9 protein-coding genes are annotated in these 12,767 nt (G+C 43.0%); 5 read left to right on the top strand and 4 right to left on the bottom strand.

All coding sequences use genetic code 11. The features are described from left to right. The 3 genes from WN50_RS24790 to codA all read left to right on the top strand — a co-directional run. Positions 1–1,508, top strand: a 1,508-nt coding sequence (locus WN50_RS24790) for a response regulator (RefSeq protein ID WP_046281170.1), incomplete at its 5' end; no start/stop codon positions are given. 215 nt (positions 1,509–1,723) lie between these two features. Continuing rightward, positions 1,724–3,457, top strand: a complete 1,734-nt coding sequence (locus tag WN50_RS24785; protein ID WP_049561112.1) for an alpha/beta hydrolase — start codon at positions 1,724–1,726, stop codon at positions 3,455–3,457. Between the two features lie 7 nt (positions 3,458–3,464). Next, positions 3,465–4,733 (top strand): cytosine deaminase, encoded by a 1,269-nt coding sequence (codA, locus tag WN50_RS24780; RefSeq protein ID WP_046281169.1) that lies wholly within the window; start codon positions 3,465–3,467, stop codon positions 4,731–4,733. 84 nt (positions 4,734–4,817) lie between these two features. Here the strand turns inward: codA and WN50_RS35495 are convergent, their stop codons facing one another. Both WN50_RS35495 and WN50_RS24770 read right to left on the bottom strand, forming a co-directional pair. Further along, entirely contained in the window at positions 4,818–5,510 is a 693-nt protein-coding gene (locus tag WN50_RS35495; RefSeq protein ID WP_200906353.1) for a hypothetical protein, read from the bottom strand. A gap of 71 nt (positions 5,511–5,581) precedes the next feature. Then, on the bottom strand, positions 5,582–6,022 hold the full coding sequence (locus WN50_RS24770) for a hypothetical protein (protein ID WP_046281167.1): 441 nt from the start codon (positions 6,020–6,022) through the stop codon (positions 5,582–5,584). A 327-nt stretch (positions 6,023–6,349) separates the two neighbouring features. On the opposite strand from WN50_RS24770, the gene sat reads away from it, so the two are divergent. Both sat and WN50_RS24760 read left to right on the top strand, forming a co-directional pair. Beyond that, entirely contained in the window at positions 6,350–7,516 is a 1,167-nt protein-coding gene (gene sat, locus WN50_RS24765; RefSeq protein ID WP_046281166.1) for a sulfate adenylyltransferase, read from the top strand. A 457-nt stretch (positions 7,517–7,973) separates the two neighbouring features. After that, positions 7,974–10,328 carry a caspase family protein gene (locus WN50_RS24760; protein WP_046281165.1) on the top strand — a complete coding sequence of 785 codons (2,355 nt, stop codon included), beginning with the start codon at positions 7,974–7,976 and terminating at the stop codon, positions 10,326–10,328. A gap of 127 nt (positions 10,329–10,455) precedes the next feature. Here WN50_RS24760 and WN50_RS24755 read toward each other — a convergent pair whose 3' ends face one another. Together WN50_RS24755 and WN50_RS24750 are read right to left on the bottom strand one after the other, a co-directional pair. After that, complete coding sequence (locus WN50_RS24755) at positions 10,456–12,045, bottom strand: bifunctional metallophosphatase/5'-nucleotidase (protein ID WP_046281164.1); 1,590 nt, start codon at positions 12,043–12,045, stop codon at positions 10,456–10,458. A gap of 143 nt (positions 12,046–12,188) precedes the next feature. Beyond that, positions 12,189–12,533 (bottom strand): hypothetical protein, encoded by a 345-nt coding sequence (locus WN50_RS24750; RefSeq protein ID WP_046281163.1) that lies wholly within the window; start codon positions 12,531–12,533, stop codon positions 12,189–12,191. Positions 12,534–12,767 lie beyond the last annotated feature (234 nt).

Raw genomic sequence — 12,767 nt, 5'->3', positions numbered from 1 at the left:
CCCGAGACTGGCAGCCCTCTCACCCCACCTCAAAGGCGCAACCCTCCCCCGCTCACTCTCCCCGTCCCAGTCCAGAGATTCAGTCTCGGTTAATCTTGATTGTGGAGGCGGCACCGCGTTATATTTTTAGTCTGACTGAACAGCTTACCAGTTTGGGTTATCGGGTGGTGATTGCCCGATCAGGAACTGAAGCCCTCGAAAAAGCCCGCTTTTTACAACCTCGGGTCATTTTTCTCAATCCGCTATTACCATTATTGTCGGGTTGGGATGTGTTAACCTTACTAAAAACGAACACTCATACTCATCAAATCCCTGTGGTGATTACGGCGACTTTGGGGGATAAAAAACGCGCTCAACTTAACAATTGTGATGGCTTTATCAGTTTACCTGTACAAAAGCAAGAGTTACAGAAAATTCTCACTGAACTTAAACAAGATTCTCTTTCAAATCAGACTCAGCGATTAACTCTACTCTGGCTAAATCCGATTGAACAAGAGACTCAAATTCTACTGTCTTCTACTCAGGAGTCACCCGGGAGTACAGAAACGTCCTTAAATTCAATTCATCATTCTGCTTTAATCCTGCATCATTTTTCAAGTTGTCGCATTTTAGAAGCCGATGATCTCAATCAAGCCGAACTTTTAGCGCGAATTTGGAATCCTGATGCTATGATTTTACAAAGTACCACAGGGGTCAAAAATCCAGCTACATTTCTCCGAAAACTCAGTGAGTACGATATTCTCGCTCATCTGCCTCTGATTACTTTGGATCAACCCACAACAGACATCGCCAATCGCATTGAAAAGTTGTCAGTTTTTCCTTGCTTGGTCGCTGAATATTTAGAGAACAAAAACCGAGAAAAAGACTCCGACCAAAGCCTAGAATCGGCCTTGCTACAAGTCATTCAAGTGGCAGTTGGGATGAATTGGAAACCGAATATTCTTTTAGTCGATTTCTCGATCCTGCCTGATTTTCAAGAATCTGATGCAGTTTCTTCTACTAAAAAGTTCAATCAGTTTATTAATACCGATGAATATTCCCCTCAATCCGAGGCTCAAACAAACCGATTTAAAACAAAAATAGATCGCGCATTAGTGCAATATTTACAAACCGCAGGTTTTCGAGGATTAATGGCTGAATCTTGGTCAGAAGTTCTCCAACAGGTTCAATATCAAAGCGTAGACTTGCTGTTAATTTGTACGGAAGATTTATCCCCAGTTCTCTTACAAGTTCTTTCCACCTTAGAACAAATCTCAACGGATTTCCCCATTCTTATTTTAAATCAATCTAATGTTCCCCTTGGCAATTTTGAACAGTCTCACCCCGCATCAAACCCTCAATCAGAAAGACTTTTGACTGATAACCTCTCCGGCGAATTAGACAAACAAATTCAAGAATTAATGACAAAACTCGATATGAAAATTTTACCGAGTCAGATTTCTATGTCAGATCTCCTTGAACAAATTAAACAAGTTCTTCACGACAACACAGATCTAGATAAACCCTAATTGTCCACTCTAAATCTGCCGATGGCCAAAAGTCAGAAGTCCGCCTGGAGTCATTCTCCCTGCTACGAAATCGTTTTTCCAAACCCCTGAGAACTCTATGCAAGCAAATTGCGATTTACAAGGAGTAAAAATCGTTTAAAATAAGGAAAATAAACGTTACCCCTGAAAATTTCTCAGTATTGATTCTGAATTACTCTTGACCGGATTCCTTGCCCATGAAAATTCACAACCCAGATCCCAAAAACAGCAAAGGTAAGCCAACTGAGCGATTTTTATTTCGGTATATCGTCAAAAGTGGAATTCTGGGGATTCTCGCTGCCCTTTTTTCAATATTACCCACAAATGCAGCAGAACGAGTCTATCTCTCTTTTGCCTCAGCGAATGTTTCAGTTTCCGTAAAAGCCTTAGAAGTCTACGCAAAAGAAGGAATCGTTAACGATCCTGAACTCCAACGTTATCTGCTTCTCCTCAGTTTAGAAGATCAAGAACAGTTTAGGAATCTACTCCTAGAATCCTATAAATTTGATCCCATGATGGTCTCTCAATTTCTCAATTCTCCTACGGGTCAAATCTTTTTAGATAAATTAGGAGATTTAATTCAAGCCAAACTGAATGAAAAAGGAACAATTACCCTGAGAAATGGTTCCGATGCCATCCGAACCGCCTTTATCGAAGCTGCACAAGATCCAGAGGGATTAACCCCACTGAATATCCTGCATTATTTCCCCAGTGAAGGCATTCAGGTGAATACTCAATTGCTGTTTGAGTTACGCGATCAATTCCAAACTTTATCCAAAGAAACTGAGGCAGTGATCGCCAAAGTTGTGAAATTATCGACAGATGAAATTGCCTTAGAACCCTTCCTAGATTACACTCAAAAACCCGATATTCGACAGCCTGGACCTTATAGCACTTTAAAACGAACTATCCTTCTCCAAGATCACAAACGCAATCGAAAAATGTTGGTGGATGTTTATCTTCCCACTCCTTTCAATCAAGTTCATCAAGGACAACCCAATTCTATCCCCGTTATCGTTTTTTCTCACGGTTTAGCTGCCAGTCGAACGGATTATGCTATTTTGGGTGAACATTTAGCTTCCTATGGATTTGTTACTGCCTTAATTCAGCATCCAGGCAGCGATACAGACCAAATTCAAGCCTTATTATCCGGACGAGCATCTGATGTGTTCAAAGTCTCGGAATTTATTGATAGACCCGCAGATATTAGCTTTTTATTAGATGAACTCGAACGTCGCAATCAAACCGAATTTGAAGGTCAATTAAATTTAGATAAAGTCGGTGTAGCAGGTTATTCTTTTGGGGCTTATACGGCTTTAGCAATTGCTGGTGCAGAGATTGATTTTGAGAATTTACAAGCTGATTGTGCAGCTAAATTTGACTCCATAAACCTCGCTCGATTATTCCAATGTCGCGCCTTAGAATTACCTCGAACAAAATATCACTTCCGAGATGAACGAGTTAAAGCCATTATGCCAATTAATCCCGTTAATAGCAGCATCTTTGGAGAACAGAGTTTAAGTCAAATTCAAATACCAATCTTGTGGAAAACCAGTGGAGAAGATAAAGTTACACCCGTTGCTTGGGAACAAGTTCGATCCTTTACTTGGCTGACAACACCTGATAAATATCTGATGTTAGCCGAAGGTGATCATCATATTAACCTCAACCTAAGTATGGTGAGTCAGGCGGTGAGTTATTCATTGAAAGAAATTGTCGATCCAGTTCCCCTAACCATTAATAACTATACGAATGCTATCGGCTTGGCATTTTTCAAAGTTTATCTCGAAAATGATCAGTCCTATTCTCTTTATTTACAAGCCGCTTATGCCAAAGCGATCAGCGAAGATGCTTATCCATTAAGTTTAGTCCATTCTGTTACTGCCGAACAGTTTTTTCAAGCCATTCAACAAGCCAAACAGCAAGGTTAAATTGCTCATGTCTACTCAACTTTATGATCTAATTCTCCGAAACGGTTCTTTACTGCGATCGCCCAGTCAAATAGAAACGGTTGACATCGCAATTTCCGCCGGGAAAATAGCAGGGATAGCAGCATCTATTAGCGAGTCAGCCCAACAAGAAATCAATTTACAAGGTCAACTCATTAGTCCTCCCTTTGTAGAATCTCATATTCATTTAGATTCGGCTTTAACCGCAGGAGAACCCCGTTGGAATCAGAGTGGAAGCCTGTTTGAAGGGATTCAAATTTGGGAAGAACGTAAACAAAATTTGACAATAGAAGATGTGAAACATCGGGCAATTTCTACCCTCAAACAGCAAGCCCAACAAGGGGTTTTATGGGTGAGAACTCATGTTGATGTCAGCGAGTCAAATTTAACCGCATTACAGGCTTTATTAGCCGTTCGAGAAGAAGTAAAAGACTGGATAACGCTGCAAATTGTAGCCTTTCCTCAAGATGGAATTTATAGCCGCCCCGAAAATGAATTATTACTCGAAAAAGCCTTAGATTTAGGAGCGGATGCTGTTGGGGGAATTCCTCACTATGAATTAACCCGAGAAGATGGAGTTAAATCGGTTCATCGAATTTTTGAACTTGCCCAAAAATATGATTGTTTAATTGATATTCACTGTGATGAAATTGATGATGACCAATCTCGGTTTTTAGAAGTTGTTGCTGCTTGTGCCATTAGAACAGGAATGGGCGAAAAAGTTACAGCGAGTCATACAACAGCTTTTGCCTCTTATAATAATGCCTATGCGTTTAAATTGATGGGGTTATTAAAGCGATCAAATATTAATTTAGTTGCCAATCCTTTGATTAATATTACCCTCCAAGGTCGTAACGATACCTATCCCAAACGCCGAGGCGTGACGCGAGTTAAAGAATTATGGCAACAGGGATTAAATGTAAGTTTAGGGCATGATTGTATTCAAGATCCCTGGTATAGTTTAGGAACAGGGGATTTATTAGATGTGGCTCATATGGCGGTTCATGTGTGTCAAATGACTGGAATGGCAGAAATAGAAGCCTGCTATAATATGATTACTTGGAATGGTGCAAAAACACTTTCACTCGCTGAAGAATACGGGGTAGAAGTCGGTCAACCCGCGAGTTTTATCATCTTAAATGCGGACAATCGTTTTGAAGCCATTCGCAAACGCTCAACTGTTCAGTATGTGTTTTCTCAAGGTAAATTATTAGTCGAAACTGAACCAGAAAAAACGATATTTCATGCAACATCCTGAGCTTTTTTAGAACAAAAAAATAGGGGCAAGTTCCAAAACCTGCCCCGACTTTGGGGATGAAAAAATTACAAATTGAGGCATCAATTAATAAACCACTCTTCTTCTATACTGCTCGTAGGGATTTTGCGGATCAACTTGGTAATACTGATCATTCTGAGTTCGATCATTACGACGATCATCATAGCGAGTGTCTCTATTACGATCATTACGACGATCATCATAGCGAGTGTCTCTATTGCGGTCATTACGACCATCATATCGTCTATTAAAACGATCATTTCGATCATTAGAGTCGCTATAGCGTTTTTTCCATTCTTTTTCTTCTCGATCAAGTTGCTTATCGAGTTCCTTGTGAGCATCCCGAATCACTTGCTCTTTCTGTTTCTGAGATAAGCGAGAATTGTGAGGTTTGTTCATTTCATCGTTCACCTGACGGTCAAGTTGGCGATGACGATCATCTCGATATCTTCTCCAAGCATCATCCCGACTGTCGGCGATTAATACTCCTTCTGTTTCTACCGGGTTTTCAGAGGTACGCAAGGTAGGAGTCCCCGGCGGAGGAGATGCGACGGCGGGAATGGCTGAACTTGTGGCAAGCAAAAGTGTAGCGATGGCAATGCGTTTCATATTCCCCCCTTTATGGAGTGTGGATGGATTGACTGAATTTATATTTCTACGATAAGATGTGAAACCCAGTTTTGCCTTCACCTGTTGAGATGAAGTTGGCAATTGACTTGTACCATGCTCTCTAATATACATCTTCAGTCGAAACGGCACGCCAAAATGTTCCCATCGCCAAATTGGGCAGATTCTCTACCTGCCCCGTTTGTCTCTTGGTTTTAAGTGAATTATTTTTTCTGTTGCTGATAGAAACGTAATACTTTTTGAGTGTAGTCAGCGATCTGACCATTATTGTATTGGTTGGGATCTCCGGTCATCCACCAAGATGCCGCTCGCCGGATCGCCACATCTTCGCTATTGCCACTGTTGGGATATTCTTGCTTGAGGACATCTTCCATCACACAGCCTAACACTTGTCTGGCTTTGCTATCATTGGCTTCAAACTGAGCAGGGGTCATTTCTTGACCGATGCAGAGTCGAGACCAACGAGGAATATTATCAGGTTTAATCTGCCAGTCAGTGTAAAGTCCATCATTTTCTGTTCCCGTTTGAGGCGCCGCCAAACGTAAAGCCTCAACTAACGCCTGCACTTGGCTATTAGACACCTGAGCCTGAACGGGAAGCATCCATAGCAACAGAAGCGCAAACAGTTTCCAATTGACTCGCATCGTTCACTCCTTTACCCTGATGTCCTGAGTCCACATTGACTCATTTTTACGATACCTGTTTTAGCACACTTGTAAATCTATCCCCCGACAGATCGGGATCGCTTTTCGGGAACTCGAACCCTCGAGCTTGACAAATCTTACCAAATAGGGTTTTAGCTTTCAGAAGGATAGAGAGTCGGCAAATTTAGGGATAAACAGGGGTTTTTTCGAGAAATTATCCGAAAATAGGTACGTTTAGATAGAGACAGTGTTCGATAACAGGTTAAGATGGAAAGTTAGAAAAACTTAATAATTTTCACAACTTGTCGTTCACCTAGAGAGGTTCCCTTGAGTCAGCAGAAAGACGCAATTGCTCCCCACGGCGGAGAACTGATTAACCGCATTGCCTCCCCAGAGCAACGGCAGGAATTTATCGAAAAAGCAGACTTCCTGCCCCGAGTTCAGCTTGATGAGCGATCGCTGTCTGATTTAGAAATGATTGCTATCGGTGGATTTAGTCCTCTGAGCGGCTTCATGGAACAGGCAGACTACGAAACCGTTGTCTCTCAGATGCGCCTGAGTAACGGTTTGCCTTGGGCAATTCCGATTACCTTATCCGTTAGCGAAGAAGTCGCTACTCCCTTACTCGAAGGAAACTTAGTTCGTTTAGACTCTCCTTCTGGCAAGTTTGTCGGTGTACTCAAACTCACCCAAAAATACACCTACAACAAAGAAAAAGAAGCCCTCAACGTCTATCGGACAACCGATGAAAAGCACCCAGGTGTTAAAGTCGTCTATGAACAAGGGCCGATCAATTTAGCAGGCCCGGTTTGGTTACTTCAGCGAGATGATCATCCTCTATTCCCCCAATATCAGCTCGATCCTGCTGTATCTCGGGCTTTATTTTGGGAAAGAGGCTGGAAAACCATTGTTGGTTTCCAAACCCGTAACCCCATCCACCGCGCCCACGAATACATCCAGAAATGTGCCTTAGAAACCGTTGATGGCCTGTTTCTACATCCGCTCGTCGGAGCAACCAAATCCGATGATATTCCAGCCGATGTGCGGATGCGGTGCTATGAAATTTTGATGGACAAGTATTATCCCAAAGAACGAGTGATTTTGGCAATCAATCCCGCAGCCATGCGCTATGCAGGCCCACGGGAAGCGATTTTCCATGCAATTGTGCGGAAAAACTACGGTTGTACTCACTTCATTGTCGGTCGAGATCATGCGGGTGTGGGTGACTATTATGGCACCTATGATGCTCAACATATTTTCGATGAGTTTGAAACCTCGGAGTTGGGTATTGTACCGATGAAGTTTGAACACGCCTTCTACTGTACCCTCAGTGGCGGTATGGCAACCAGTAAAACCAGTCCGAGTACCCCTGAACAACGGATTCACCTCTCGGGTACCAAGGTGCGGGAAATGTTGCGTCGGGGTGAACTGCCCCCTCCGGAGTTTTCTCGTCCTGAAGTCGCGGCGGAGTTGATCAAAGCCATGCAGGCTTAAGTCTGTTACTCAGACTCAGATGCAGCGCTTTTGAGTTCAACAGAACTCCCCTTAATCCCCTTACTGATTGGAAATCTCCCCATTGGCTGAGAATCAACCTCAGTGTTATCCTTTTGCTATGTCAGGGTGCATCAAGGATTAGGGGGATGATCAATTGAGCTTGAATGGCGTTGAGAACTGGTAAAATATTATATAAAATAAGCAAACCCAATCACAGAGCAACCGATCTAAGATGGGTTATCAAGCATCACAGCATAAAAAACAGATAGCGGTAGCCTAGAGGAAAGCAAATCGAACATTTGCCAACTTTACGCACCAGGAAAACCAATCTTATTAACAAGCGACCAGAGGAAACCCCAAGGAACAATCTTTGAGCCTCCTCGGCTTAGTAGGGTATTGAATAAAGCGAAAAAAGTGAGAAGTTTTCAGCAGCAGGGTAGGATGTCAGGGAGAGAGAATGGGACTAAAACGACGGGAATTTTTGCAACGGGCTAGTCTATTACTAACTGCACTGGGAATTAGTGAAACACAGTGGTCGCTGATGAGCGATCGCTACTACCAAGCCCTCGCCCAACCCACTCGGCGGAAGTTAGCATTGCTGGTGGGAATCAATCAATATCCAGCCGGGAGTAGCGGTTTTGAACCGTTGCGAGGGTGCGTTACAGATGTGGAATTGCAACGAGAACTCTTGACTCGTCGCTTTGGTTTCCAAGATTCAGATATTATCACGCTCAGTAATCTCGAAGCCACCCGCGAAAATATTGAAAATACTTTCCTGACTCATCTCAGCCAACAGGCAAAACCCGGGGATGTTGTTGTTTTTCATTTTAGTGGGTATGGCAGTTCGATTCCTCATTTCAACTCCAGTCAGAATTCCTCAACGAGTCAGAATGCCTTGGTACCAATTGATGGTTCCCCTTCGGCTCAAGAAAATGGCGAGATTAATGACTTGTTAGAGGATACCCTCTGGTTACTACTGCGATCGCTACCAACTCATCAAGTGATCACGGTACTCGATACCAGCTATGTTTATCCGGGTGTCAGTCAACAAGGTGCTTTTCGGATTCGTTCCAGTGGAAGTCCCAATATTTCCCAACTCTCTCAAGCTGAACTCGCCTTTCAAGAGCAACTACTATCTCAACTCAATCTTGACCGAGAACAACTCGAAAAACGCCGTCCCAATCAATTTCCCGGTATTGTTCTCAGTGCAACCAAACCCTCACAAGTTGCTGTTGAGATGAATCGGGAGAACTGGAGTGCAGGACTGTTTACCCATACCCTCACCCAAACCCTATGGTCTGCATTTCCCAGCGATCGCCTACAATCGTGTTTAATTCAAGTGGCAGGTACAGTCGAACAAACGATGGGTGCTGCTCAACAGCCTCAATTTTATCAAGAACTCAACTCAGCTACAGAATTGCCATCCGAACATCGCCTGACACTCAATCGTCTATTCTCTCAAGATCAACCCGCAGACGGTGTAATCAAAGCGATCGAAGACAATGGCAAAACAGCTAAATTACTCCTGAGCGGTCTACCCGCATCGATTTTAGACTATTACGAAGCCAACTCTCTTTACACCGTTGTACCGGACTCTCAATCACAGACTAGCGCCATCCTGTCTCAACTGGTGATTCGCTCTCGAATGGGTTTAACAGCCAAAGCAACCCTGCGAAGTATAGGTGGGGTCAATTCCTCCGTTGTACCCGAGATTTTAGTCGGACAGCGCGTTCAAGAATCGATTCGTGTCCTGCCGCGCCAAATCAATTTGAAAGTTGCCTTAGACCCTAAACTGGCTCGAATTGAACGGGTAGATGCCACCAGCGCTTTCTCAGGGATTCCTCACGTCTCTGTTGTCACCCCTGAACAATCTAGCGATTATATTCTAGGGCGGGTGCGAGACACAACGATTGCTCAGAGTCCCTCGGCTCCCTTACCTTCTTTGTTTCAAGGTCGCTACGGTTTATTCTCAATGGGTCAAGCTGTGTTACCTGAGAGTATTGGAGAAGGGGGAGAAGCCGTGAAAATCGCGGTACAGCGACTCGTTCCTCAACTGAGAACTCGACTGGCGGTTAAACTCCTGAGTCTGACACTCAATGATCAATCTTCCTTGATGAAAACTCGGGCAACTTTAGCTTTACTCTCCCCTCAAGCCAAGGTTTTAATCAGCCGAGAAACCCCTCAAAAACAGGCAGAAGAAAATCCTATTCCCACCGAAGCCAAAGACAGTTCACCGCCTTCTGCATCCCCTACCCTCACGCCTTCTGTCAGTCAGGGTATTGTCTCGGTTCCTGTCGGGAGTCGTCTGCAATATCAGTTGCAAAATAACGGCAATTTGCCCTTGTATTTTATCTGGTTTCATCTCAACACTCGCGGACAAGCTTACCTTCTTGATCTGTTGCTTGATGAGTCGGAAACCGATGAGAATTCCACAACTGAATCTCGACAGCAACGGGTTGTTCCGGGTAAAATTCTCAGTCTGCCTCCCACCCCTTCCTATACGGATACTGCATCAACGGAAATGTTAGGAGAAATAGTACGGGGGCCGACGGGATTGGCGGAAACCTATTTGATTTTGAGTCACTATCCTTTCACTCAAACCCTGAAAGTCATTGATCAAACAAATAAGTCTGGAGAAGGTAATACGAAGTTTCGGATGTTATCGAATCCCCTAGATGTGGCGGAAGCGATATTAGAGGATTTAAACAAAGCCAGTCAGCTTGGCGTTGAACGGGCTGGAATTTCGACCGATTCTTTAGCTTTAGATATTAATGCTTGGGCGACATTTAATTTTATTTATCGAATCATTTAAGAAGAAAAACCACGCTCGACACAGAGATACTAAAGAGGGAATTTTTCGGAATCTTTGTGTCTTGGTGGTGAGTTTCCTGATCAAAAAATGTCATCATGGGTCTGGGTACTGCTATACCTGATAGCGACTAGACGTTTTTCTGCACAATTCGATTTTCAGCTTGGAGATTTAGGGGCGATTGATTGCGAATATAATCAATCACAACATCGGAGAGTAAATATCCCGTATCAACTTGATTTTCACCCTCTTTAAAAATCTCGTAACCATCCCCTCCACCCATCATAAAATCATTGGTAACAACCCGATAGGTTGCATTCAAATCTAGGGGTTTTTCATTGCCTTTTTGATCGCGAATTTGTACTGAAAGAATTCGAGAACCCGCAGGCGCTTTAGAATTCCAACTTAACCGAATTCCAGAAACATGAGGGAAGCATCCGTCTCCTTGTTCAACTCGACTCACGCCATGTTCTAAGGCTTGTTTAATTTGGCTTCCGGTTAAATCAAGTCGAGTCACCGTATTTCCAAAGGGTAACACTTCTAAAACTTGACCGACTGTGACTTCACCTGCGGGAATACTGGCTCGAATTCCTCCTCCATTAACAATCGCAATTTGTCCGTTATCAACGCTCATTTTCGTCAAAATGGCATCCGCAATTAAATTCCCTAAATTCGTTTCTTGGGTGCGAATATTCGCGCGATCGCCATCTAGTTTTACTGTGGTTTTTCCGATGACTTGTTGACGTAATTCATCCAGGGGTTTTTTGAATTCATCGAGTTGAGCAATAAAGGTTTCGTCGGGTTTAATATTATCATCAACGGCATGAGGTGAACCTTGCCAATCAATTAAACGACCTTTCCTATCAAAACTCACCTGTAAATCGCCTAAATATTTCCCCCATTCCCAATCAGTAACGAACAAAACGGTGTCTCCATTTGGAGTCTTTTCAACTACTGGATAGGGTTCAGTTGCTCCTGGCATATTCCCTAACGGCGTGTGAGAATGTCCGCCGATAATAATATCAATTCCATCCACTTGACGGGCTAATTCTAGGTCGTTAGAAAAGCCTAAATGAGTCAGAGCAATAATTTTATTAACGCCCTGTTTTTGTAACGCAGCAACGGCTTTTTTCGCCGCTTCTACTTTATCGGTGAAAACAACACCCTCTCCTGGACTAGATAATAGTGCAGTTTCTTCTGTCGTTAAGCCCAGAATGCCGATGTTTTCACCCTTGACTTGTTGAACAATCCAAGGTTTAATTAAACCCGACAAAGGAGAATCTGATGCAACCTCAATATTAGCAGAAACCATTGGAAATTGAGCTTGTTTGATAAAGTCAGCGAGAACTTGTTGACCCTTATCAAATTCATGGTTTCCAATGGCAACGGCGGCATAATTTAACTCATTGTAAAAGGGTAAATCCGCCTCACCCAAATATTTATTGAAATACAAAGTTCCTTGAAAAATATCCCCCGCATCTAATAACAATGTGGGGGCTTTATCCTCACTCCGAAGCGAATCAATTAAGGTTTTGCGTTGAGCAATTCCGCCAAGATTAGTATCCCCGACTTCAACTGCTTCTAGGTGAGCATGATGATCATTCGTGTGCAGAACTCGCAGACTGAACTCCTGGGGACGAGTTAAAGCGTGATGAAGTGCAAGCCCCATTAACATCGCCCAGATAAACAAAACGATGTATGTACGCCTTGTCCAATTCATAGTAACTCCTGGTTGATTATTTTTGGTTTGACAGGGTTCTGAGTAGGCTTTTTCTCTCTGTCATCTCAAAAATCCGGAAGCTTTTAGCATCGAATAAAAGTGAAACTTGCTACCGGAGTCCCCGTTGCGATCGCAGCCTTTCTTTACAAGTCTACCTGAGATTGTTTAGATTGGACAATAAATTGCGGATCATCCGGTGTAATTTCAAGAACTTTATAATCAATATCCTGATAAACAGATTTTAAATGTTCTTCTTCTGCGGTTTGGTTAATCACTTTAAATTGTTCGGGATAAAGCAATACATTCTCATAATCAAAGCCTCCAAATGCAGCTTCATCTTTAATCTTTAAATCAACGCCATAGCCTTCTTTGGGGCGTTCATAATATTCTGTAACGGTGCCAATTGTTCCCTTGGGAATCAAGCGCTTGCTAAATTTTTCGTGAATATCAACTAAAGTTTCAATGCGATCGTAAATTTGGGCTTTCATGCGTTTGGGATTGAGAAGAATTGACCGATCTGAGCCATTGGCTTGCGAAACTTGATTCCCAGCTCGGGAGTGGGGTTGGCGATCGCAATCTCATAACTCTTGAGGTTAGGTCTATCTTATCGGATTGTGGGGTCAATTGCATCAAAAGTGGAAAAATTTCCGACTGTTCCTAAAGAGTTGTTTCTCATTGTCTCTCTACCCGTTAAGAATAGTCCCACTTCGGCTCATTTTTAC

It is taken from the genome of Limnoraphis robusta CS-951 (assembly GCF_000972705.2).
This window is presented reverse-complemented; position numbering and strand designations above follow the sequence as displayed.